At 70.1% G+C, this 23300-nt stretch carries 25 protein-coding genes; 14 read left to right on the forward strand and 11 right to left on the reverse strand.

Features of this window, described 5'->3' with window-relative positions; translation table 11 throughout:
* Nucleotides 1-289: 289 nt before the first annotated feature.
* Nucleotides 290-898 (reverse strand): TetR/AcrR family transcriptional regulator, encoded by a 609-nt coding sequence (locus ABZ552_RS29855; protein ID WP_281879864.1) that lies wholly within the window; start codon nt 896-898, stop codon nt 290-292.
* 56 nt (nt 899-954) lie between these two features.
* On the opposite strand from ABZ552_RS29855, the gene ABZ552_RS29860 reads away from it, so the two are divergent.
* The 3 genes from ABZ552_RS29860 to ABZ552_RS29870 all read left to right on the forward strand — a co-directional run bounded on the left by ABZ552_RS29860 (nt 955) and on the right by ABZ552_RS29870 (nt 6542).
* On the forward strand, nt 955-4140 hold the full coding sequence (locus tag ABZ552_RS29860) for a carboxyl transferase domain-containing protein (protein WP_281880947.1): 3186 nt from the start codon (nt 955-957) through the stop codon (nt 4138-4140).
* A gap of 372 nt (nt 4141-4512) precedes the next feature.
* A complete protein-coding gene (locus tag ABZ552_RS29865; protein WP_357441351.1) occupies nt 4513-6315 on the forward strand; it encodes an acetolactate synthase large subunit in 1803 nt (600 codons plus the stop codon).
* On the forward strand, nt 6312-6542 hold the full coding sequence (locus tag ABZ552_RS29870; RefSeq protein WP_357441309.1) for a hypothetical protein: 231 nt from the start codon (nt 6312-6314) through the stop codon (nt 6540-6542). The genes ABZ552_RS29865 and ABZ552_RS29870 overlap by 4 nt, the downstream gene beginning before the upstream one ends.
* A 363-nt stretch (nt 6543-6905) precedes the next feature.
* Here ABZ552_RS29870 and ABZ552_RS29875 read toward each other — a convergent pair whose 3' ends face one another.
* Nucleotides 6906-8144: an epoxide hydrolase gene (locus ABZ552_RS29875; protein ID WP_357441312.1), complete on the reverse strand. Its 1239-nt coding sequence runs from the start codon at nt 8142-8144 to the stop codon at nt 6906-6908.
* Between the two features lie 84 nt (nt 8145-8228).
* On the opposite strand from ABZ552_RS29875, the gene ABZ552_RS29880 reads away from it, so the two are divergent.
* From ABZ552_RS29880 to ABZ552_RS29910, 7 genes are all read left to right on the forward strand, one after another.
* Nucleotides 8229-8666, forward strand: coding sequence for a MarR family transcriptional regulator (locus ABZ552_RS29880; RefSeq protein WP_281918252.1), 438 nt, complete (start codon nt 8229-8231; stop codon nt 8664-8666).
* A 166-nt stretch (nt 8667-8832) separates the two neighbouring features.
* Nucleotides 8833-9135, forward strand: a complete 303-nt coding sequence (locus ABZ552_RS29885) for a hypothetical protein (protein ID WP_281918253.1) — start codon at nt 8833-8835, stop codon at nt 9133-9135.
* A 147-nt stretch (nt 9136-9282) separates the two neighbouring features.
* Nucleotides 9283-9927 (forward strand): pentapeptide repeat-containing protein, encoded by a 645-nt coding sequence (locus tag ABZ552_RS29890; RefSeq protein WP_281879872.1) that lies wholly within the window; start codon nt 9283-9285, stop codon nt 9925-9927.
* Between the two features lie 155 nt (nt 9928-10082).
* Nucleotides 10083-11123, forward strand: a complete 1041-nt coding sequence (locus ABZ552_RS29895) for an AraC family transcriptional regulator (RefSeq protein WP_281879874.1) — start codon at nt 10083-10085, stop codon at nt 11121-11123.
* Between the two features lie 296 nt (nt 11124-11419).
* Nucleotides 11420-12457: a phosphatase gene (locus ABZ552_RS29900; protein ID WP_357441317.1), complete on the forward strand. Its 1038-nt coding sequence runs from the start codon at nt 11420-11422 to the stop codon at nt 12455-12457.
* A gap of 35 nt (nt 12458-12492) precedes the next feature.
* Nucleotides 12493-13353 (forward strand): SDR family oxidoreductase, encoded by an 861-nt coding sequence (locus ABZ552_RS29905; protein ID WP_281918257.1) that lies wholly within the window; start codon nt 12493-12495, stop codon nt 13351-13353.
* Nucleotides 13354-13407: 54 nt separating this feature from the next.
* The gene (locus ABZ552_RS29910) at nt 13408-13935 is read left to right on the forward strand and encodes an AAA family ATPase (RefSeq protein WP_281879879.1); all 528 of its coding nucleotides are present in this window, start codon (nt 13408-13410) and stop codon (nt 13933-13935) included.
* A gap of 22 nt (nt 13936-13957) precedes the next feature.
* Here ABZ552_RS29910 and ABZ552_RS29915 read toward each other — a convergent pair whose 3' ends face one another.
* The 5 genes from ABZ552_RS29915 to ABZ552_RS29935 form a co-directional block, all read right to left on the reverse strand.
* A complete protein-coding gene (locus ABZ552_RS29915; RefSeq protein WP_281918258.1) occupies nt 13958-15460 on the reverse strand; it encodes an FAD-dependent oxidoreductase in 1503 nt (500 codons plus the stop codon).
* A gap of 52 nt (nt 15461-15512) precedes the next feature.
* Nucleotides 15513-16448, reverse strand: a complete 936-nt coding sequence (locus tag ABZ552_RS29920; protein ID WP_281918259.1) for a glycosyltransferase family 9 protein — start codon at nt 16446-16448, stop codon at nt 15513-15515.
* Between the two features lie 344 nt (nt 16449-16792).
* Nucleotides 16793-17110 (reverse strand): hypothetical protein, encoded by a 318-nt coding sequence (locus tag ABZ552_RS29925; RefSeq protein ID WP_281879884.1) that lies wholly within the window; start codon nt 17108-17110, stop codon nt 16793-16795.
* The gene (locus tag ABZ552_RS29930) at nt 17107-17565 is read right to left on the reverse strand and encodes a hypothetical protein (RefSeq protein ID WP_281879885.1); all 459 of its coding nucleotides are present in this window, start codon (nt 17563-17565) and stop codon (nt 17107-17109) included. The genes ABZ552_RS29925 and ABZ552_RS29930 overlap by 4 nt, the downstream gene beginning before the upstream one ends.
* 68 nt (nt 17566-17633) lie before the next feature.
* Entirely contained in the window at nt 17634-17975 is a 342-nt protein-coding gene (locus ABZ552_RS29935) for a hypothetical protein (RefSeq protein ID WP_281879886.1), read from the reverse strand.
* Between the two features lie 192 nt (nt 17976-18167).
* Between ABZ552_RS29935 and ABZ552_RS29940 the strand changes: the two genes are divergently transcribed.
* A complete protein-coding gene (locus ABZ552_RS29940) occupies nt 18168-18587 on the forward strand; it encodes a CBS domain-containing protein (protein WP_159840585.1) in 420 nt (139 codons plus the stop codon).
* 12 nt (nt 18588-18599) lie between these two features.
* On the opposite strand, the gene ABZ552_RS29945 is transcribed toward ABZ552_RS29940, so the two are convergent.
* Genes ABZ552_RS29945 through ABZ552_RS29955 form a run of 3 tightly spaced genes read right to left on the reverse strand, consistent with a single transcriptional unit; the run spans nt 18600 to nt 20158 of the window.
* Nucleotides 18600-19319 carry a metallophosphoesterase gene (locus ABZ552_RS29945; RefSeq protein ID WP_281879888.1) on the reverse strand — a complete coding sequence of 240 codons (720 nt, stop codon included), beginning with the start codon at nt 19317-19319 and terminating at the stop codon, nt 18600-18602.
* Nucleotides 19320-19324: 5 nt separating this feature from the next.
* On the reverse strand, nt 19325-19594 hold the full coding sequence (locus ABZ552_RS29950; protein ID WP_201297986.1) for a BON domain-containing protein: 270 nt from the start codon (nt 19592-19594) through the stop codon (nt 19325-19327).
* Nucleotides 19595-20158, reverse strand: a complete 564-nt coding sequence (locus ABZ552_RS29955; protein ID WP_281879890.1) for a nucleotidyltransferase — start codon at nt 20156-20158, stop codon at nt 19595-19597.
* Nucleotides 20159-20300: 142 nt separating this feature from the next.
* Between ABZ552_RS29955 and ABZ552_RS29960 the strand changes: the two genes are divergently transcribed.
* Together ABZ552_RS29960 and ABZ552_RS29965 are read left to right on the forward strand one after the other, a co-directional pair.
* Nucleotides 20301-20726, forward strand: a complete 426-nt coding sequence (locus ABZ552_RS29960) for a ChaB family protein (protein ID WP_281879891.1) — start codon at nt 20301-20303, stop codon at nt 20724-20726.
* Entirely contained in the window at nt 20713-21225 is a 513-nt protein-coding gene (locus ABZ552_RS29965; RefSeq protein WP_281879892.1) for a DUF6328 family protein, read from the forward strand. Before ABZ552_RS29960 ends, ABZ552_RS29965 begins: the two co-directional genes overlap by 14 nt.
* Before the next feature lie 23 nt (nt 21226-21248).
* Here the strand turns inward: ABZ552_RS29965 and ABZ552_RS29970 are convergent, their stop codons facing one another.
* On the reverse strand, nt 21249-22448 hold the full coding sequence (locus ABZ552_RS29970) for a glycosyltransferase (protein WP_357441327.1): 1200 nt from the start codon (nt 22446-22448) through the stop codon (nt 21249-21251).
* Between the two features lie 403 nt (nt 22449-22851).
* Here ABZ552_RS29970 and ABZ552_RS29975 point away from each other — a divergent pair, with 403 nt between their 5' ends.
* Nucleotides 22852-23265 carry an STAS domain-containing protein gene (locus ABZ552_RS29975; RefSeq protein ID WP_281879896.1) on the forward strand — a complete coding sequence of 138 codons (414 nt, stop codon included), beginning with the start codon at nt 22852-22854 and terminating at the stop codon, nt 23263-23265.
* The last annotated feature ends 35 nt before the right edge of the window (nt 23266-23300 follow it).

The following is a 23300-nucleotide window of genomic DNA, read 5'->3' on the forward strand; positions in this document are numbered from 1 at the left end:
GTTCGCGGGTAGTAGGCGCCCATGATGTCGGCGGCCGGTGCGGGAGACGTGCCATCGGGAGGGGATCCGGCCCACCGGGCCGGGCAGCGGCGACGGGTAGACGCACATAGAGGAGTAGCGCATTCCCGCCGCCGGACTCGGCCACGGCGCCGGGTGCTCGCCGCGCGCGGCCTCTTGCCCCGGAACGAGCACGCGATGGTAGCTCGGCGGTGTGTCCATTCGTCCGAGCCAGCCCGCAACTCTCCGACGGAATGCCCGTTCCGGCCCGGAGCCGGAAGCGTCTTGCGCGTTAGAGACCGAGCAGAGTCTCCGCGACCTTCCCTATGGCGTCGCGAAACTCGGCGCGAGCAGGTTCGTCGTCGGTGCGGCGCGCGAGCACACCCGCGGTCAAGGTGTAGCCGATGGTTTCCGCGATCACCCGCGGCGTCGTCACCGGGGTGACGCGGCCTGCGTCGAGTTGGCGCTGGAGATATCGGGTGAAGCGGCGGATCGGGCGTTCGGTGATCTCCTCGGCCAGCGTGGCGACCTTCGGGTCCACCGCCCCGCGCTCGTCGATCAGCCGCAGCAAGGGGCCTGCCGCCGCGACCGCCGTGGCGAAGGAATCGATGGTGGCGCGCAACATCCTTCGCGGATCGTCGTCCTCGATGCCCGGCTCCTGGGCGGCGAGGAAATCGTCGCGGACCCGCTCGGCCAGCGCGAGGAAGATCTCCTCTTTCGAGGCGAAGTAGACGTACATCGTCGCGCGGGAGACGCCCGCGGCCGCGGTGATCGCGGCGACGGTGGTGTTGTCGTAGCCGCGCTCGGCGAACACCCGGGCCGCGGCGTCGAGCAGGTCGCGGTGCCGGGAGGTGTGCGAGCGCTCCCGCGCGGCACGCACCGACCAGGTGGACTGGGTCACGCAGGACATCGTGACGCATATTGACGTTGACGTCAATGTCAACGAGACTGGGCGGCATGCAACTCGTCGTGGCGAACAGGGGAGAAATAGCGGTTCGCGTGGTGCGCACCGCCCGGGAACAGGGTTGGCGCACCCTGGCGATGCATACGGCCGAGGAACGAGACGCGTTGCACGTCCGCCTGGCCGACGACGCGGTGGCGTTGCCCGGCGTCGGCGCCGCCGCCTACCTCGACGTGTCGGCGGTCGTGGCAGCGGCACGGAAGGCGGGGCCGGGGGCCTTGGTGCATCCGGGCTACGGATTCCTCAGCGAGAGCGCGGAATTCGCGGCGGCATGCGCGGCGGCCGAGCTCGTGTTCGTCGGTCCTTCGGCGGAAGCGCTGGAAGTTTTCGGGGACAAGACCGCGGCGCGCGCGGCGGCCGAGCGCGCGGGCGTCCCGGTACTCCCGGCGACCCGCCGCGGCGCGGACATCGCCGCGGTCGAGGCCCTGCTCGCCGCGCACCCCGACGGGGTGATGGTGAAGGCTGCCGCGGGGGGTGGCGGACGCGGTATGCGAGCGGTGCGCGACGCCGCGCGCCTGCCGGAGGCTTTCGAACGTTGCCGCGCGGAGGCGCTGGCCGGATTCGGCGACGACGGGGTCTACGCGGAGGCGCTGGTCACCGGAGCGCGTCACATCGAGGTCCAGATCGTCGCGGACGGCGCGGCGGCGGCGGCCGTCGGCGATCGTGATTGCAGCGTGCAACGCAGGCAGCAGAAACTGCTCGAGGTGGCGCCCGCTCCCGAACTGTCCTCCGTGTCGCGGGAGCGGTTGCACCGCTGGGCCGTCCGGCTCGCCGAATCCGTCGGTTGCCGCGGCGTTCTCACCGTCGAGTTCCTCGTCCGCGGCGAGGAGGCCTGGTTTCTCGAGGTGAACCCGCGCTTGCAGGTCGAGCACACCGTCACCGAAGCGGTCACCGGGATCGATCTGGTCGCGGTGCAATGCGATCTCGCCCGCAGGGCCACGCTGGCCGAGCTCGCATTGCCCGATCCCGGTACCGCCCGCGGCTACGCGGTGCAGGCGCGCCTGAACGCCGAAACCGTCACCGCGGGCGGGGACGTGCTGCCCGGCACCGGCACGCTGACCCGATTCGCGCCCCCGACCGGCGCCGGGGTGCGGGTCGACACCGCCGCGTACGCCGGAATGCGGCAGGACGCGCGCTTCGACTCCCTGCTGGCGAAGATCGTCGCCGCCGGTCCCTCCTATCCCGCCGCGCTGCGCCGGTGCGCCGACGCGCTGGCTGAGACCGTCGTCACCGGCGTGGACACGAACGTCGCCGTGCTGCGCGCGGTCTTGGCGGACCTGGCGCAGGGCCGCGTGGTGCCCACCACGTGGTTCGAGCAGAATGTCGAGGAATTGGTCCGGCGCGCAAGCGATCTCGCCGATGCCCTGCCCCTCGCGCCGGTCGGGCACGAGGTCGCGGCGGCCGAGGTGACGCTGGCCGGCGACGAGGAGGCGGTGCGGTCGCCGATGGGCGGCACGGTGGTCGCTCTCGCCGACCCCGGCACCCTCGTCGCGGCGGGTGGCGAGGTGGCGGTGCTGGAAGCGATGAAGATGCAGCACGTGGTGCGCGCCGAGCAGGACCTGCGGGTGTGCCGCCATGTCGTGGCGGTCGGCGCGGTCGTCGATCCGCACGCGCCGCTGCTGACCTTCGTCGCCGCCGAGCACGACGGCGCGGTCGCGGAACACGCCGCGATCGACCTGGACGCGGTGCGCGCCGACCTCGCCGAAGTCCACGCCCGGCACCGCGTCGGCCTCGACGAAGCGCGGCCGGAGGCGGTCGCGAAACGTCATCGGCTCGGGCGGCGCACCGCCCGGGAGAACATCACCGACCTGGTCGACGCGGACAGCTTCGTAGAATACGGCGCGCTGGCCGTCGCCGCGCAGCGCCTGCGCCGCAGCCAGGAGGATCTGATCGCGAACACACCCGCCGACGGACTGATCGCGGGCGTCGCCACCATCGACGCCGAGCGATTCGGTCCTGATCGCTCGCGCGCGGTCGTGCTGTCCTACGACTACACGGTGCTGGCCGGCACCCAGGGAATGCGCAACCACGTCAAGACCGATCGCATGCTGGAACTCGCTCGTGAACAGGAGCTTCCGGTGGTGTTCTTCACCGAGGGCGGCGGCGGCAGACCGGGCGACACCGACTATCCCGGCATCTCCGGACTGGACGTCACCACCTTCCGCGCGATGGGTGCGCTCGCGGGCCGGGTTCCGCTGATCGGAATCGTGTCCGGCCGCTGCTTCGCGGGTAACGCGGCGCTGCTCGGCATGTGCGACGTCGTGATCGCCACGCCCGACGCGAACATCGGCATGGGCGGCCCCGCCATGATCGAGGGTGGCGGGCTCGGCGTGTACGCCCCGGAGGACATCGGTCCGGTCGAGGTTCAGCGCCGCAACGGTGTCGTGCACATCGTCGCCGCCGACGAGGCCGAGGCGGTCGCCACCGCCCGTCGCTATCTCGCCTACTTCCAAGGCGCCACCGAGGACTGGACCGCGCCCGACCCGCGCCTGGCGCGGCACGTCGTCCCCGAGAACCGGCTGCGCGCGTTCGACATCCGTGCCGCCATCGAAGCCGTCGCGGATGTCGGGTCGGTGCTGGAGCTGCGACGCGACTGGGCGGCCGGAATCGTCACCGCACTGATCCGGGTCGAGGGACGGCCGTTCGGGTTGATCGCCAACGACTGCCACCATCACGGCGGGGCGATCGACGCTCCCGGCGCGGACAAGCTGAGCATGTTCCTGCGCCTGTGCGACGCGCACGGCCTGCCGATCGTCTCCTTCTGTGACACACCGGGTTTCATGGTGGGCCCCGAGGCGGAGAAGGACGGAACGGTGACGAAGTTCAGTCGCCTGTTCATCGACTCCGCCGCACTGTCCGTGCCACTGGGCACCGTCATCGTGCGCAAGGGCTACGGTCTGGGCGCCCAAGCCATGGCGGCGGGCTCGTTCCGCGCGCCCCGGTTCGTCGTCGCCTGGCCGACCGGGGAAATCGGCGGCATGGGTCTGGAGGGCGCGGTCCGCCTCGGCTTCGCCAAAGAACTAGCCGCCATCGAGGATCCGGGTGAGCGGCAGCAAGCATTCGACAATCTGGTCCAGCTCGCCTACGCCAACGGCAAGGCGCTCACCGCCGCGACCGTCCTGGAAGTCGACGACGTCATCGATCCGGCCGACACCCGCCGCTGGATTCGCACGCTGCGCTGACCCACCGGCCCACGCGCCTGGGGAGGCAACGGCCCCCGCGCTCGGAGCCGGGCCTGTGAGTCCGGTTAAGATCATGATCCGCACGCGCGCCCCATCAGGCGCCGTGCCAGGCCGGTCCGTCCTCACCACGGGACCGCGGACCGCGAGCCGGGCGACGCCCGCGACACATCCACGGCAGAGAGACCTGCCGGAACCAGCCGGTGTGTCGTTCCGGGCACGGCTTTCTCCTCGATCATCGGCGTCAGCGTGCGCGAAAACCGCTTCGTCCCAGCGGCATTCACGCGTAGCGGCGCAGTAGAACGGAGTTTTCCCGTGAACTCATCCCTTGCGTGGCGTAGCGCGCCACGCACCCACCGTCCCGACCCCGGACCCGTGCCGAGCACGACCGAACGGATCACCGGCGCGCAGGCGGTGGTCCGCGCGCTGGAGGAACTCGGCGTCGAGGTCGTCTTCGGCATCCCGGGTGGGGCGATCCTGCCGGTCTACGACCCGCTACTGGATTCGCGGCGGATCCGGCACGTCCTGGTCCGGCACGAGCAAGGCGCTGGGCACGCGGCCACCGGCTACGCCCAGGCAACCGGCAAGGTCGGCGTGTGCCTGGCGACCTCGGGGCCGGGAGCGACCAACTTGGTCACCCCGCTCGCCGATGCCCAGGCCGATTCGGTGCCGGTGGTCGCGATCACCGGTCAGGTGGGCACACCGGTGATGGGCACCGACGCGTTCCAGGAAGCCGACATCACCGGCATCACGATGCCGATCACCAAGCACAACGTCCTCGTCATGCGCGGGGCCGACATCCCGAAGGTCTTGGCGGAGGCGTTTCACCTGGCCGCGACGGGACGGCCCGGTGCCGTGCTGGTCGACATCCCGAAGGACGTGCTCCGCGCGCAGACGATCTTCCACTGGCCGCCGCGCATCGACCTGCCCGGCTACCGCCCGGTGACGACGCCGAACCCGCGGCAGATCACCGCCGCGACGCACCTGATCGCCACGGCGCAAGCGCCGGTGCTCTACGTCGGCGGCGGAGTGATCAAATCCGAAGCGGCCGAGGCGCTGCGGACATTCGCCGAAGTGACCGGAATACCGGTGGTGACCACGCTGATGGCGCGTGGCGCGTTTCCCGACAGCCATCCGCAGCATTTGGGCATGCCCGGCATGCACGGCACCGTGACGGCGGTGGCGGCCTTGCAGAAAGCCGACCTGCTGATCGCGCTCGGCGCACGTTTCGATGATCGCGTCACCGGCGATCCGCGGACGTTCGCACCCGGCGCCGCGGTGATCCACGCCGATATCGACCCGGCCGAGATCGGCAAGAACCGCCGGGCCGACGTGCCCATCGTCGGCGACTGCCGCGCGGTGCTCGAACGACTTCACGCGGCCATCGGCGCGTATCCGCAACCACTGCCGGACCTCGCGCCGTGGTGGGCGCGATTGAACCGCCTGCGCGCGGACTATCCGCTCGGCTACCAGTGGCCCGCCGATGGTGCGCTGGCACCGCAATTCGTGATCACCGAACTCGGCCGTGCGGCCGGCCCCGACGCGATCTTCTGCGCGGGCGTCGGCCAGCACCAGATGTGGGCGGCGCAGTTCATCGACTACGAGAAACCCCGCACCTGGCTGAACTCCGGCGGGCAGGGCACGATGGGATACGCCGTGCCCGCGGCCATCGGCGCGAAGCTGGGCGCTCCGGACGCGGAGGTGTGGGCGATCGATGGCGACGGTTGTTTCCAGATGACCAACCGGGAGCTGGCGACCGCCGCGGTGGAAGGCATCCCCATCAAGGTCGCGGTGATCGACAACGGCCACCTGGGGATGATCCGGCAATGGCAGCACCTGTTCTACGACGAGCGCTACTCGCAGAGCGATCTGGCCACCCACTCCCGGCGGATCCCGGATTTCGCGGCGCTCGCCGAGGCCCTGGGCTGTGTGGGCCTGCGATGCGAGCGCAGGCAGGACGTGGCCGGGGTGATCGCGGTCGCGCGAGCGGTGCGCGACCGCCCGGTGGTCGTGGACTTCGTCGTCGGCGCAGACGCGCAGGTGTGGCCGATGATCGCGGCCGGGGCGGGCAACGACCTCATCATGGCGGCCCGGGACCTGCGCCCGTTGTTCGACGACGCCGACGATCCGCCGCCATCGGACGTCGCCGACGCCGCCCCGGGGCAGGCCGCGCGATGAGCACGCGCGTTCTCGAGCTGCGCGTAGCGGACGCGTCCGGCACCTTGGTGCGGCTGGCGCTGGTGGCACGCCGTTTCGGCGGCAGCATCCGGGAGCTGACCGTCACCGCCGATCCGGCGACCGGCACGGCGCGGATGCGGATCGCGCTCGGCGGCGACGCCGCGACGACCGCGCGGATCGCCGACCGTCTCACCGCATTCGCCGACGTGCACGCTGTCGTGCGCTGAACCGGACGATGTGTGTCCGGGGATAACCGGTCGGTGGTTCCGCCGTGGCTGGTCGATATCGGCATTGCGCCCGGACGCGAAGTATCTTGCGGCACGCCGGCGATGCGGGCATCCGCGAACCCGCCTGCGTCTCCGACCGACAGGCCGGGTCGGCGAGCCCGCGCAATGCGCCGTCCGGTGGTGCACACCTGGCGCACCCCCGGCTCCGTGCGTGCCGCCTGCCCGGATCGGCCGCCGATTCCCCGGCGTGGCGCGGCGATCCGGCGCCGGGCGAGGGCACGACCGAGCCGCTTTCGCCTGGCTCGCGGACTGATTCGGGCCCGATCGGCCGCTCGCATCGGCGTGCCGAATTCCTCTCGCCTGTCAACGACGACCCCGGAAGGTGCGGCGTAGGTCGTCGGTCCATTGGCCGGGGATCTCCCACGGGATGAAGTGCCCGCCATGGTCGTGGACGGTGAGGTTGACATGGTTGTACCACTGGGCGCGGTCACCGGTGCGGAAGTGTTCGACGCGTTGGGCGGTGCTGATGCCGGGCGGGTTCTCGTAACCGACGAAGGTGATGCCGGTGGGGGCCTGCACCACCGGCAGACGGTCGTGCGAAGGCGTCCAGGGGTAGCGATTGTGGTTGGCATAGAGGCGGATCGAGGTGCCGATGGTGTTGGTGGCCCAGTAGATCGTGGCGTGCGTGAGGAGATCGTCTTTGCTGAACACGGTTTCGATGTCGCCGCCGTTGTCGCTCCATTTGATCCAACGTTCCAGGATCCATGCCAGCATGCCCGCCGGTGAATCGGACAGGGCGTGGGCGAGGGTGCTCGGGGCGAGCAGGTGGGCGGCCAGATGGACGGCGAAACGCTTGTCCAACTCCACGATCCGGGCGCGCACCTGGGCGGGCAGGCCGTCGGGAATCGGCATGCCGCCGCTGAAGTCCCAGGCGCGATCGCCGTTGAAGAAGTCGAGTTTCAGTCCGGATCCGATGTGGATGGCATACAACTCGTCGGCGTACTTGTGGCCGAGCTGCGCGGTGACCAGGGCTCCCACGTCGCAACCGGCGGCGCCGTACTTCTCGTAGCCCAGCGCATCGGTCATGAGCGTGTGCCAGAGGTCGGCGACCTTCCAGAAGTTCAGATCGGGGCGGTTCAGTGGGCTGGAGAACCCGAAGCCGGGAAACGAGGGCACGATCACGTCGAACGCCTCGGCCGGATCACCGCCGTGCGCCCCTGGATCCGCCAGCAGGTCGGCGACCTTGGACCAGTGCCAGAATGTCCAGGGCCAGCCATGTGTCAGTATCAGCGGCGTCGGATCCGGCCCGACGCCGGGCCTACGCATGAAATGCACTGGAACGCCGTCGATTTCGATCTTGTAATGCTGGTAGGTGTTGATCTCGGCTTCGGCTGCGCGCCAGTCGTATCCACCGCGCCAGTAGTCGACGAGCTCCTGGAGATAGCCGCGAGGCACGCCGTAATACCAGTCCTCATTGCCGACATCGTCGGGCAGGCGGGTCAGATCCAGGCGCTGCCGCAGGTCGGTGAGCACACTGTCGGGGACGTGAATCCTCGTCGGCGTCAAAGGGAAGGGTCGCGCCTCACCGGTTCCGTCGCTCATCGGGCCTCCTGTGCCGTCCGGGCTCCACTTTACATAAGCATGTTATTTAAGCAACTTTTATAAGTGCCGGATATAGTTGGGCGTGTGGACGACATCGACGACTTCGACGTGGCCGCCTTCGCCGCGGCGATCGAGGACTTCAACCGGGGCTATATCCGCATCCCGGTGCGGGAGAAGCTCCCGTTCACCACGCTGTCGGTGCTCGACACCCTGGCTCAGCGGGGCCCGGCGCGGCTGACGGATCTCACCGAGACCGAGCAGCTGACCCAGCCGGGCATCACGCAACTCATCGCGCGCTTGGAGCGCGACGGGCTGGTGCAGCGCCACCGTGACCCCGACGATGGACGGGCCTTCATCGTGCATCTCACCGAGGCGGGCCGGCGGGTGCGGCAAACCCGCCACGACGACCGGGTCCGGCACCTGGCTCCGATGGTTCGTGAGCTCAGCCCCGCACACCGGCAGGCTCTCAGCGCCGCGCTACCCGCCCTTGCCCGGCTCGCCCAGTTGCAGCGAGAGCGCTGACGCGCACGGCATGCGCCACCGGGTACAGGTGTGAGGCAAGCGCTGGATCCGTACCCTGCTCGGAGTGACTCGAGACCAGACCACATCGCCGAGAGTCGTAGCGACAGATTCCTACCGAACGATCGAGAATCCTTCCGAGACGCAGCTGCACGACATCCTCGCGGACATGAACCTGAGTGTGCCGTTCGTCATCGTCGACCGGCTCGGCGGCCCCGAATCCGGCGACTATTACATCCAGGTTCACCTCGATGAACAAGTGGATCCACAACAGGGGCACGGCTATATCGTCGAATTTCGCGACGGAGGACCGGATGCGCATTTCCGTGCCACCGTAAGCGACGACGTTCCGTGGAACAGCGTTCACTCTCCCGCGTTCGAGACCGTGGTGAGCGCTGTCCAGGACTGGGCATTCCAGCGCGGAGGCTGGCGAACGGCACTGGGCTGGGAACGGCTCGAGTTCGACCACTGACCAGCCGAGGCAAGAGGCGCTATCTGCTCTCCCACGCCGCCCGCCTGGACGTCGGCGGCGGGTGGTCACATGATCGGCGGCCGAACTTGTCGTGGCGCACCGGGATACTCGGCACCGGCCCATCTTCGTGACGAACTGGAGGAGTGCATGGCGCGCGATCTCGACGACCTGCCGTACGCGCGATACCTCACCGCGCCGGACGGCGACCTCGAGGCGGAAGGCGACTACGACTGCGTCCGGGTGGACGGCGGTGTGCTGGACGACCTCGATGTGCGGCACGCGCGGTTCAGCGAGTCCGTGTTCACCTCGACCACCTTCACCCGGGGGAGTCTGCGCTACAGCCGGTTCGCCGATGTGTGGCTGCGTCATGTCCGCTGGATCGGCACCGAGTTGGCCGACACGGCATGGATCGACGGCGAGGTGGTCTCCGGGGCGATGTCGGGCGTCGACTTCGCGGGCGCCAATCTGCGGCGGGTGCGGTTCGAAGGCTGCAAGTTCGACGCGGTGAACTTCCGCGGCGCCCACTTGCGCGAGGTGTCCTTCACCGATTGTGTGCTGCGCGATTGCGATTTCGCCGAAGCGGCCCTGACCGACATCGCGGTGCCCGGCTCGGAACTCGTCCGCCTCTCGCTGCGCAACGTTCGCTCGGCGAAGGTGGACCTGCGCGGCGCGACGGCGCTGGACATCACCGACGGGCTCGACAGCCTGCGCGGCGCGACGATCACCAGCCCGCAACTGATGGATCTCGCGCCCGCCTTCGCGCGTTCCATCGGTCTCACCGTGTCGGATTGACCGCGCGCGGTTCGCCGAGATGCCGCTGCGGGGTGAACACATCCGTCTGCCCGCGCCTGCCGCACCGGCATTTCGGCGAACCGCTGATGAGCCCGACACCCGATTGATACATTGCGCCGATACCGCGCAGTACCGCTTCATCGAGGACACGAGCCATGGTCGATCCGGATTCCCTCCGCAGTACCGAGGGCGTGCGCGCTCTGGTACGTATCGCCGGAGAGCGTGGCATGGCGCCCGCGGAGTGCCTGGCCGGAACGGCGCTCGCGCCGGCCGAACTGGACGATCCGTGCGCCGAGATCACCGCCCACGACGAACTGCGGATAGTGCACACGGTCCTCGGCCGCTTCGGCGACGAGCCCGGACTCCATCTCGCGGCGGCGGTCCGTCATCACCTGCGGTCGCGCGGGCCGTGGGGGCTCGCGCTGCTGGGCAGCCGGACGCCGCGGGAGCTGATCGAGGTGGGGCTGCGCTGCGTCGGCCGCACGGTGCCGTTCGGCCGGGTGACTGTCGAGGAAGCCGACGGCGAAGCCCGGCTGGTGTTCGAGGACGCGAATCTTCCGCCGGGCATGCGAGCGTTCTTCGCCGAGGCGACGCTGGCCGGGTTGCCCGCCTTCGATCGTGAACTGTTCTCCGTCGGGGTCCCGGTGCGGCGGGTCAGTTTCCGGCACGCCTGCCCCCGCGACACCAAGCGCTATCGCGACATCTTCGGCGTGGTGCCGATCTTCGGTGCACCGCTGAGCGCGGTGGTCTTCGATCGGGGCGTGCTGGACCGGCCCCTGCCGCCGGCGAACGCCGCCGCCAGGGACAGCTGCGGGCTACTGTGCCGCGACCTGCTCGACCGGCGCCGGACGCGCACCGGTGTCGCCGCGTCGGTGCGCGATCGCCTGGTCCGCACTCCTGGTGAGATCCCCGATCAGGCCACGGTCGCGCTCGGGCTGTACATGAGTTCGCGCACCTTGTCGCGGCGGCTGCACGAGGAGGGGACCTCGTTTCGCGCCTTGCTGGACGAAGTGCGTCAGACGATGTCCGAGGTGTTGCTCGCGCACACCGATATGACGACGGAACAGGTCGCGGCGCGGCTCGGCTATGCGGAGGCGGCCTCCTTCATTCGAGCCTTCCGCCGCTGGCAGGGCTGCCCGCCGCAGACGTTCCGCTCGCGGGGACGGCGCTCGCATCGCGCCCCCGAACTGGTCTGAGCGCCCCGGCTCCGGCCGGCCGCGTCCGCGCCGACGGAGGATCGCACGTCATGCGGAAGCGGGCAGACGGTCGGCTATCGTGCTGCGGGCAGCGGACGGGTCGATCCAGCGCTGGGATCGTCCGCCGGAACGCTCCCGTACTATCGCGATCGGAGTCGGCCTGCCGGGGAGATGAAGGAGGAGGGTGTGGAAGTTCGCACCAGCAACGAGCCACTGTGGTTACGGTTGGGCCAACGACTTCCGGAGCATTCCGCGCCGGCGGGCGCCGCGGCGCCGTCGGCCGTGGGAGCCGTTCGATGAGCGACGAAGGCGCCGACCTACGCTGCGCCGGATGCTCGGCGGTCGGCCTCGACGGCCCGCGGTGCGGGTCCTGCGGTCTGGAACTCGGTTATCGGTACGTCGCGCTGCCCGCTGACGATCCGTCGCTGTGCGTCGACTGCGGGGGCGATCGATTCGACGCCGCGGGGCACTGCGCGCAGTGCGGCCGGTCCCGGACGATGCCGGATCGCTTCGACACCGATCTCGGCGCGGTCGCGGTGCTCACCGACCGCGGCATCGTCCACGCGCGCAACGAGGACGCCGTCGCGGCCGGGGTGCTCGACGGCGCGGCGACCGGGGTGGCCACGACCGTCGTGATCGCGGTCAGCGACGGAGTGTCGACCTCGTCGCGCCCGCAGGTGGCCTCCGGCGCCGCCGTCCGGGCGGGCGTCGGCGCCACCGCCGAGGCACTCGCCTCCGGCCTGCCCGCGACCGACGCCGTCATGGCCGGGCTGGCGGCCGCGGCGCAGGCGGTTCGCGACGTCGACGTTCCCGACGGCCCGGCGCCCTCGTGCACGTACGTGTCCGCCATCGTCTCCCACCACGGCGACCAGACCGAGGTCACCGTGGCCAATGTCGGTGACAGCCGGGCCTATTGGCTGCCCGCGACCGAGGGCGGCCGACCGGGCGACGAGCCCGCCCAGCGGTTGACCGTCGACGACTCGTGGGCTCAGGCGCTCGTCGACGCGGGCGCGATGGACGAGCGCGCGGCGATGGCCGACCCTCGCGCGCACACGCTGATCCGCTGGCTCGGCGCGGACAGCCCGCCCAAGCCGTGGGCGGACAATTGCGTGCGGACCGTGCGCGTGTCGGGTCCGGGAATGCTGCTGCTGTGCTCGGACGGATTGTGGAACTACTCGCCTTCCCCGTCCGCGCTGGCCCAGCACGTGGCGGGGGCGTCGCCCGCGGCGGCGGCGCGCGCACTGGCGCAGTTCGCGTTGCGTTGCGGCGGCGGTGACAACATCACGGTCGCATTGGCGCCCGTGCCGTGGGAGAGCGCTTCGCCGGTTCCATAGACAGCGGTGTTCATGGTTGCGTATGGTCGTCGACTATGACGAAGTTCGCCGGCAAAACCTGTCTGATCACCGGCGCCGCCAGCGGTCTCGGTCGTAGCACGGCACTCGCGGCGGCGGAAAAGGGCGCCGCGCTCGTGCTGACCGACATCGCCGCCGAGGGTCTGGCGCGCACGGCCGCCGACGCGCGCGCCGCGGGCGCCACCGTCCACCTGGCCGAGGCGGCCGATGTCGGTGATTACGATCAGGTCGTCGCGCTGGCGGCTCAGGCGCACGACGCGGTCGGTAGCGTCGACATCGTCATGAACGTGGCCGGCATCGCCACCTGGGGCACCGTCGACCGGCTGACGCACGACCAATGGCGGCGCACCATCGACATCGACCTCATGGGCCCCATCCACGTGATCGAAGCGTTCGTTCCGCCGATGATCGCGGCCGGACGCGGCGGCCACTTGGTGAACGTGTCCTCGGCGGCGGGCCTGTTCGGCCTGCCGTGGCACGCGCCGTACAGCGCGAGCAAATTCGGTCTGCGCGGTGTGTCGGAGGTGCTGCGCTTCGACTTGGCGCGTCACCGCATCGGCGTGAGCCTGGTGTGCCCGGGCGCGATGGCCACGCCCATGGTCGACCGTGTGGACATCGCGGGCGTCGACCGCACGGCTGAAGCGGTGCAGCAAGGCGTCGCGCTGTTCATGCGGCACGCGGTCACGCCGGAGGCGGCGGCGCGCTCGATCGTGCGCGGTGTCGAGCGCAATCGCTATCTGGTGTTCACCTCGCCGGATATTCGCGTCGGTTTCTGGGCGCAGCGCTATTTCCCGCCCGCGTACAACGTCGCGATGCGTGGGTTGAACTGGGCGATGAATCGCTACGTCGAGCAGAAGGCAGGCGCCGCCGCGAGCTGAGACGCGGCAGGGCCGATGGCGGGGGCCGGGCCGCGACCGGCCATGATCGTGGTCATGGCATCGGCTGTCTACTTGATCACCGGCATCCAGGCCGCGGGCAAATCGACCGTCGCGCAGGCGCTGGCCGAACGGCTGCCGCGCTCGGTGCACGTGCGTGGAGACGTGTTCCGCCGTTTCGTCGTCAACGGGCGTGCGGAGATGAGCGCCGCTCCGTCGCCCGAGGCGCTGGCCCAGCTGCGGTTGCGGCACAGCCTGGCCGCCGCGACGGCCGACGCCTACGCCGACGCCGGGTTCACGGTCGTGCTGCAGGACGTCGTCCTCGGCGAATTCCTGCCGTGGCTGGCCGATCTGATCGTCACCCGACCGCTGTACGTCGTCGTGCTGGCGCCGCGCCCGGAAGTGGTCCTCGCACGCGAGGCCGCGCGTGGCAAGGACGCCTACGACGAATTCACCGTTGCCGGGCTGGACGAGGTGCTGCGCGAGACCACGCCCCGCATCGGCCTCTGGGTCGACACCTCGGATCTGACGGTCGAGCAGACGGTCGATCGAATTCTCGCCGAGGCCGGGCCGCTGACGGAGTGACGCGCCCGCGGTCGGGCTCCGCTCAGCGGGTATCGCGCGGCACCTGCAGGGGAGTGAGCGAACTGGTGGCCGGGCCCTCGAGCAGCGTGCCGTCGGCGGCGAAGCGCGAGCCGTGCAGCGGGCAGTCCCAGGTGCGTTCGGCGTCGTTCCAGCTGACGATGCCGTACAGGTGCGGGCACACCGCGGAGACCCGGTTGGTGACGCCGTCCACCGTGCAGACGGCGGTGGGATGCAAGCCCTCGCGCAGCACCGTGCCGCAGTCCTCGGCCGGAGCGGCGCCGTCGTGCCGAATGGCGATCCGCAACCAGCCCGCGGAGAGTTTCTGCGCCACGGCGCCGTTGAGTTTCGTGGCCGTGGGGAGCGCTTTGAGCTCGTCCGGACGCCAGCTCGCCAGCGCGCCCGCCCAGCGGGGTGGCGCTCCGGTGAGTCGTCCGGCCAGCGCGATGGCGGCGGCCACACCGTTGGTGAGACCCCATTTGGCGTAGCCGGTGGCCAGCTGTATGTCGTTCTGACCCGGCAGCACCGGACCCACGTAGGGCAGTTCACCGACGGGGGAATAGTCCTGAGCCGACCAGCGGTGGGTCGGTTCGGCGCCGGGAAACCAGGTTCTCGTCCAGCTCACCAGCTCCTCGACCTTCTCGCGGGTCGATCCGCCGCGGCCGACGACGTGGCCGTTGCCGCCGACCAGCAGCAGCTCCCCGTCGGGTCCCTGCGCGCGACGCAGAGAACGGGTCGGGCTCCCCGCGCTGATGTACATATCGCGCGGAGCTGGGCGGTCCAGGCTGAACGCCGCCAGATAGGAGCGTTGCGGCGTGAGGCGGGCGAAGAACCCGCCGCGATCGAGGATCGGTGTCCCGGTGGCCAGCACCACCCGGCGCGCGCCGAGGTCGCCGTGCTCGGTGGAGACGACGAGCTCACCGCCGCCGTGGTGCACGCCGCGGACCAGGGTGGATTCGTAGATCGGGGCGCCGTGCGACTCCACGTCGGCCGCCAGTGCGGCCAGCACCGCCATCGGATCGAGTTGGGCCTGATCCGCCAGGCGCACCGCACCGCGTGCGGGGAAGGGGACGTCGAGGTCACGGAGCAGTTCGGTGGGCAGACCCGCTTTCTGCGTCGCGGCGTATTCCGCGCGCACCGCGGACATCTCCTCGTCGTTCTGCGCGTAGGTCAACGCCGCGGCTCGCTCCACGGCGACGCCGTGAGCGGCGCAGAAACCCAGCAGCCAATCCTGCCCTGCCTGATTCGCCGCCACGTAGTCGCGCAGTACATCGTCGGAGTGATGTTTGGCGATCTGCTGGGCCCGAGTCCCCTGCAGCAGGCTGACTTTCCCGGTCGTGGCGCCGGTCGTTCCCGCACCGACGCGCCTGCCTTCGACCACGGCCACTTCGACGCCGTTCTCGACCAGCAGCAGTGCGGTCACCAGTCCGGTGAGCCCGCCGCCGATCACCACCGTGTCGAAGCGCGATCCCGGCGTCAACCGCAACCGCGCGGGAACCTGCGCGCCGTGCAACCATAGGGACGTCATAAGCCCGAGATAGCCGGTCTCAACGGGGTGAAACGCCCGTCCGGCCCGCTGTTCATACGCGCACCTGGCTGGTGAGCTGCCGATCGGCGGCGGCGAGCACTTCGGCGGCGCTGATCATCGTCAAGCCGGGCGCGGGCGTATCGGAGCGTGGATCACCGGCGTGTCCGGCCCACAAGGCAACATGGGCGGCGCGCTCCGGTGGCGGTCCCCAGACCGCGGGCGCTTCGGGGCCGAAGATCAGCACCGACGGCGTGCCGAACGCCGTGGCCAGATGTCCCACACCGGTGTCGCCGCTGAGCACCAGGGCCGCGTCGGCCACCGTCACCGCGAGCTGTCGCAGCGTGAGTTCGCCTGCCAGCACACTGTTCTCGGGCAATCCGGCCTGTGCGGCGACGCTGCGTGCGAGTGGACGATCCGCGGCGCTGCCGACGATACGCACGGGGCATCCCCATTCGCGCAGACCGGCCGCGACTGCCGCGAATCGCTCGGCGGGCCAGCGCCGAGCAGGCGTACCGCCCGGGTAGACGACGATGGATCGTCGCTCGCCGGTGCTCTCCGGCGGCGGTGTGATGTCCAGGCGGGCCGGGTCGGCCGGGATACCGGCCCATTCCACCAGTCGGCACCACCGCACGGTCTCGTGCAGTTCGGGCTCGAACAGCGGGCCCGGTACCCGCGGAAAATCCTTGTGCCGGTAGGTGATCGTTCGATCCGGATCGGTCGCCAGCAGCGCGCGGATACTGTCGGTTCCGGCGTCGTGCAGATTGATCGCGAAGGATGGCGGCGGCGCGTTCCAGCGCAGCCCGCCCGCGATCGGGGTGGCGTGAAGTTCATCGACGCAGTCGGCCAGTTCCACGACGGGACGCAGCCATCCCGGCGCCGCGAGGACGAGCCGGTGTGGGGGGCGGACGTCGTGCAGCGCGCGCAGGGCGGGAATCGCCGTCAACAGCTCCCGCAGCCCGTGTGCGCGCAAGGCGAGCAGGACAGTCACGAAAATGCCTCTCCATGTGGCGCGAACGGCACGGCCCCGCCGCCCGGGCCGACATCGTCGGCGGCCCGGGGCGGGTGTGCCACAAAGCTTCGAGTCGGTTCGCGGAATCCGCGCCGGACCCCGCAGACCTGTCTCGAAGCCCGCCGTCCGCTGCGGCCCTCGACGCCGTTGTCGAGGGGTGCGCACGGATAACGGCGGCACTCCCGCCGGGTTTCGGCGCCTGGACACCACGGCGGAAGCGGCATTCGCAAATCGAACGAGCGGTTCTTGCTACCTCCTGAAATGCCCGGCATGCCCGGTTCGAAACCGGGGAGCACCACATCGGCTTCCAGGAGCCCATCCGGCTACTTCGGCACGAAAATGCCGGTGAGGTCGGCCTTCCGGATCGGGGTATCCGGGTTGGCCTGCGCCGCGCACATCAGCTTGATCGCCGCGATCGCGGCGTCGACCGTCCTGGCGTCGGGCGTGCCGTCGCCCTCGCGTTCCTGTTCGAGGAACTTCTCGGTGGTGATGCGCTGTTTATCCGGATCCTGGGCGACGTATTCGTTGCACGGCGTGTCGCCGCCCTTGTTCACGATCTTCTCCGGCTCGTCGCCACACCCCGCCGCGCACACCGCCAGCGTGGCCAGCACGGCGAAGCCCATTCGGCCCGCGGCGCTCATCGCCCGAACCCCGCCAGCGCCGAGGCCAGATCCGGCACGTCGAGCGCCTGGACGGCCTGCTCACGGACATCCGGGCAGGTTTGCGTGGTGATGGCGTCGACCGTGTTCCGATCGGTGACGACCACGTCGTTCAGGCCACCGTTCCGGGCGGCCCAGTTGTGCACGGTGCCGTTGAACGTCACTTTGGCGAGGGTGGCGCCCTGTCCGCGCCATGTGTCGATATCGGCGCGCATCATGTCGCACAGCTGCTTTGCCGCCTCGGGGGTGATCTGGTCGGTGTTCGGGACCTGGGAACTGGAGGGGCCCGGCATGGTGATCGAAACGGTCGCGGGCTCGGGTGTGTCCGCCGCCGAACCTGCGTCGTCACCGGAACACGCCGCGATCACCGAACTCGCCGCCAACGTCCCGGCGAGCAGGGCGAAGCGGCCCAAGGGCCGGTTGGGCTGGTTTGTCATTCTTTCCTTCTCCTGGGAGTCGAAGCCGCGTTTCCTCGGCCGGCCGTACCGCGATCGGTTGGCGTCGATCAGTGACCGGCGGCGTCGCGCAGCCGCCTGCCTTCCCGCGCCTTGACCCTGCGGTGCTCGGCGATGATGACGAGGACGCCCGCGACGATGCACACGCCGCTGACGACCCCCGCGATCACCGCCCAGCCCGCGAATCCGTATCCGGCGGCGGTCAGCGTGAGCGCCATGGCCACGATGCCCACCGCGACCAGGATGATCCCGGGCCAGTTGCGGGCGTCCTCGATGGACTCTCCGGCGTGGCTGCGGTTGGTACGGGTGTCGTCCGGAAACGTGTGGGTCCGGGGTGCGTGCTGCTCTCCGGCGCCGGATCCCGCGGTCGGCTCGTTCGGTGCTGGCAGCATCGGATGTCCTTTCTGCTGAGCGGCAACGATTTCGGTGCGCGTGCCGCCCGGGGCCCGGAACGTTGCGGCCGGGCCATCCGGGGCGGCATACCGCTCGGATGCCCGCGTTAGCGGATCCGAAACGCGGGTACGACGTCAGCGAGCCGCCCGATCCGGGCCGCTCGAACCCGTAGAAGTCCCAGGAGGACCACGATGACAACAGCACGGGACATCATGACCCCGAACGTGGAATGCGTCCGCTCCAGCGACACGGTTGTCGCGGCCGCACAGCGGATGGCGGAATTGAATGTCGGCGCCCTGCCCATCTGCGGCGAGGACGACAAACTGAAGGGAATGCTCACCGATCGCGACATCGTCGTCAAGGTGATCGCCCAGCGCAAGGACCCGCTCGGCGTCGACGCGGGCGAGCTCGGGGGCACGGAATTGGTCACCGTCGAAGCCGACGACGACGTGCGCAAGGTGATGTCGGTGATGTCACAGCATCAGGTACGCCGCGTACCGGTGCTGGAGCAGGGCCGGCTGGTCGGCATCATCGCGCAGGCCGACGTCGCCACCGCCGTCGACAACACCCAGTCGGGAAGCACCGTGGAGGCTATCTCGACCGACTTCTGAGTCCGGCGCTCCTCAGACCGCGGCCGGGTGCATGTCGTAGACCGCGTAGGCCGCTCGGATCACCGGCTGGGCGACATTGCGCACCCGGATGCCGCCCGGAGTGGTGCCGCGTTCGGTTCCCGCGTGCGCGTGACCGTGCAGGGCCAGGTCGGCGCCGTGTTCGTCGATCGCCTCGCCGAGCAGGTAGGAGCCGAGGAACGGATAGATCTCCCTCGGCTCGCCGTGGAGCGTGTCGCTGATCGGGGAGTAGTGCGTGAGCGCGATGGTGATGTCGGTGTCCAACGCATCGAGCGCGGAGCCGAGCGCGGCGGCCACGTCTACGGTATGACCGGCGAATTCGCGCATCAGGGGTTCACCGAAGACGCTCGCGCACTTGCCCGCGAATCCACCGCCGAAGCCTTTCGTGCCGGCGACCCCGAGGGTGCTTCCGTCGACGTTCAAAGTCACCGAGGCCCCTTCCAGGACGGTGATGCCGTGGTCGGTCAGCGCGGCGGTGATCTCGTGTTCGGCGTCGCCGTGATAGTCGTGATTGCCCAGGACGGCGACGACCGGCACGCCCAGGTCGGCGAACTCCTCCGCGACCACCCTTCCTTCGTCGGCGCTGCCGTGGCGGGTCAGATCGCCCGCCAGCAGGAGCACGTCGGCCCGCTCGTCGAGGCCCGCCAGCGCCGGCCGCCACTGCCCGCGCGAATCCACGCCGAGATGTACATCACCGACCGCGGCTATCCGCATGCGGCTCAACTCCTTTCGGATCCGTCCGGCTCCAGCGTCTCGGTCTCGACGGGGGCCGTGGGACGGGTGACATGAACGTCGTTGTGGATCCGTGCGTGCGGAAGCTGCTCGTGCACTACGGTTTCCATCTGTTGCTTGCAGTTCTCGCTGCTCACCTCGCCGCAGAGCACCACGACGTCGCCGCGGATGGTCACCTGCACACCGAGTTCGGCGGTGCGGGGGTCCTCGGCCAGCGCCCGGCGCAACCGTGCGACCAGGTATTGCGGCTGCTCCATCTATTCCACCTTTCCGGTGCGGGTGATGCCGAGATCGTCCAGCAGGCCCATGAACGCCCGCGCGTAGGGCGAGGCCTTGGTCTGTTCGCGCACCATTTCCCAGTCCACCTGTTCACGCAAGTCCCGTGCGATGTGCAGGATCGGGCTCAGATCCAGGCGGTGCGCGTCGAAGACGAGCATCTTGTCCACCATCAGGTCGGTGCCGCTGATCACGGGGGCCTTGGCCGGCCCGATCCGCATCTCGGTGGCCCGGTCGAGCAGGTCGTCGGTGACGTCGCGGTCGTTCGGACGGTGGATGACGTCGACGAGGATGTCGTCGGCGTAAACCTTGCGCAACCAGTTCTCCGGCGGGTCGCATACCCGCAGGCCCGCGCGGGCCAGTGTATGGATCGCCCGCCCGCTGTCCTCGGGTTTGACGAAGATGTCGACGTCGTGCTGGGAGGCAGGGCCGCCACGGGCGTAGACCGCGCAGCCGCCCGCCACCGCGAATCGGATATCTGTCGCCGCCAGCGCGTTCACCGTGCGGGTGAGCGCATGCAGCAGCTGATCGGTGGTAACGGCCATGCAGCGGTGGTACCCGGCGGACACCGGGTTAATCGACGTTTCACCGGGTATGCGTCCGGATATCCGGAGGGCCCGCATGCGCCGGCACCGGGCTTTCGGACCTCTTCGGACCGCGGGCCTCGGGACGCGAAAGGAGCGGCACATGCCCAAGACGACAGCACGCGGCGACGTGAAGAAATCCGAGTTGCCCAGCACGCTGGAGCGGTCGGACGAGAAGGCGCAGCGCACCTTCGCCGAGGCGCACGACGCCGCGCTCGAACAGTACGACGGCGACGAGCAGCGCGCCCATCGGGTGGCCTACGCCGCGCTGAAACACAGCTACGAGAAGGTCGGCGACCATTGGGAGCCGAAAGCCCGGCGCGGTCCCTCCGACGAGCGCGCCGCGCAGCGTGGCCCGAACGCGAAGGGCGAGACCGCCGAAGGCGTGGATGCGAACGCTTCGAAAGAGCATCTGCTCGGCATCGCCCGGCGGTTGGACATCTCCGGCCGCTCGCGGATGACCAAGGACGAACTCGTCGAGGCGATCAAGAAACGCAATCGCCGGGAGGCAGCGCGTGCCCGAAGCTGACGACGGCGCGTGGGCGCGCCGCGCGCGGGGCGAGACCGAACTCGAACGACTGGACCGCAACTGGAGCAGCCTGGTGCAGGAATTGCGTGTCGTGCAGACCGGCGTGCAGTTCCTGTTCGGGGCGCTGCTGGTGCTGCCGTTCCAGGCGTCGTTCGGCACGCTCTCACCCGGCATGCGAGCGCTCTACCTGGCCACGCTGGCCGCCGTGCTGGGGGCGACGGTGTTCCTGATCGCGCCGGTGTCCTGGCATCGGATCCTGTTCCGCAGGCACCGGCTGGGCAATGTCGTCTCCGCGGCACACCGCTGCGCGATGGCGGGCGTCGCACTGCTGGGGCTGGCGTTGATCGGCGCGGTGGTCCTCGTCGTCGACTACGTCACCGGGACGGCCGCGGCGGTGGCGTCCGGCGTCGCGAGTGTCGCCCTGTTCACGGCGACCTGGCTGGTCGCGCCGTGGCGCTGGCGCAGCGCCTCCGAGGACGTCCGCGCCGACCACTACTGACCTGACCCACCGCCGCGCCCGGGTCACCGGGCCCAGGAGACGACCTCGCCCGCGTGAGCGGGGGCGCCACGGTGGTAGGCGCTGAGTATCTCCGCCGCGACCCGGTCCCAGGAGTTCCGGCCCGCGGCACGCTGATAGCCTGCGGCGCCCCACGTCTCGCGCAGGGTCGCGTCGGCGAGCAATGGACGCACGGCCCGCGCGATAGCGTCGGCTTCGGGTGGGGCGACGAAGCGCCCGGTGACGCCGTCCACCACGGTATCCAGCAGACCGCCGACGGGCGTGGCGATCACCGGTTTCCCGCAGGCCATCGCCTCCAGCGCCACCCGCCCGAACGGTTCGTACCACGGCGTGCAGAGCACGACGTCCGCGGAGCGGTACAGCCGCGGCAGCGCCGGTCGCGTCACCGGTCCGGTCAGCCGGAGTCGTTCGCGCACACCGTGTTCCGAGGCGAGGCGGCGCAGTCTGCGGCCTTCGGTGTCGTCTTCGTCGTCGGCGGACGGGCCGCCCACGATCACCAGTTCCGTGTCCGGGAGGTCCGCCAGTGCCTTGATCACCGGGTCGAATCCGCTGCGCCGCACCAGCTCTCCGGCGGCGAGCAATCGGTGCGTGGCATGCCGGTCGGCCGCGGCGCCCTCCGGGGTGAACAGGGTGAGGTCGACCCCGTGCGGCACGATCGAGGTCCGGAAACGCGGCACACCCATCCTGGTCAGGTCGGCGATCTCGTCGGAGCAGGTCGCCACCACGTGGGCCGCTCGCGTCGCGATGAGCCGCTCGAACCGGATGCGTGAGCGCGGGCTCGGGTCGGCCAGACCTTCGCAGCGCCGCTGCACGGTGCCGAGGCCGTGGAAGGTCAGCACCACCGGGATGCCGTGCGCGCGGGCGGCCAGCTCGGCGGCGAGCCCGGACTTCCAGTAGTGCGCGTGCGTGATGTCCGGTCGTTCGGCGGCCCAGTGCCGCCGCAGGCCCGTGCCGAAGTCCCCGAGATAGGGCAGGGTCCGGTCGCTCGGAAGCGGAGCGGGCGGTCCGGCCGCGACGTGCACCACGCGGTAGCCGCCTTCGGCGAGCAGTTCGGCCGGCGCGCGTGGACTGATGCGCCGGGTGTAGACGGTGACCTCGTGGCCGCGGCGCGCGTACGCCGCCGACAATTCGGCTACGTAGGTGCCGCGGCCGCCTCCGTCGGCGGGACTCCCTTCGGCGAGGGGGCTGGCATCTTCGGAAACCATGGCAATCTTCACCGGGTGCTCCGTTCTCGTCGCGGGCACCCTCCGGCCGCGCGAATCCGCGCGGATGCCCTACGACCGGCATCGCGTGACGTGTGGGATATGTCGGGGATATGCCCCGAGGCGGATCGATGAAACCCCACGTCAGCGGCAATATCCCCAGCCGAACGGTCGGTTTGTGCCGGTGACGGGCGCTCCGGCGGCGGGTCACGTTCTCCTACCGAACGCTGTCGGGAACGGGTGGACCGTGCCACACTGTAGGGAGGTTGAGATCACAGCCGACCCCGGTTCGACGCATTCGGCGCAGCCGGTCGATGGGACGGCACGGCAACCGATTCGCGCTCGCGCCGCCTTCGTCCCCGGCCCGCCACGGAGGACTGGATACCCCCTACACGGGAGGTTCGACTTGTCTGCCATTTCTCTGCTACGGGAGCACGCCGAGGGCGTGCATCTCAATGGTTCGGGACCGGGACGTCGTCGGGACAACCGGTTGTGGGCGCAGCGGGTGGATCGCCGCCGGGAATGCGTGGTGGTCCGTGTCGAAGGCGAGTTGGACGCCGCCGTGTCGGCCGAGTTCTTCGAGACGGTCGACCGTGCGTTGCAGTCACCGTGCGATGCCGTGGTGATCGATCTGCGGGCGGCGCGGTTCTTGAGTCTGCGCGCGGCCGTGCGGCTCGGTGGCCTGCGTAGGGACGGGGTCGGTCGTCCGGATCTGCGGATCGTGGCGGGCGGACCGGGAGTGGAGCGCGCACTAGAGGTGACCGGCGTGCGGTCGTTGTTCCCCAGCTACTCCTCCATGCGGGCAGCCCTGGACGCCTGAGCTGAAGGGCGCGGCGCCCCGAAGCCCCTGCTCGC

It is taken from the genome of Nocardia sp. NPDC019219 (genome assembly GCF_040632645.1).
Classification (GTDB): Bacteria; Actinomycetota; Actinomycetes; order Mycobacteriales; family Mycobacteriaceae; genus Nocardia; species Nocardia sputorum.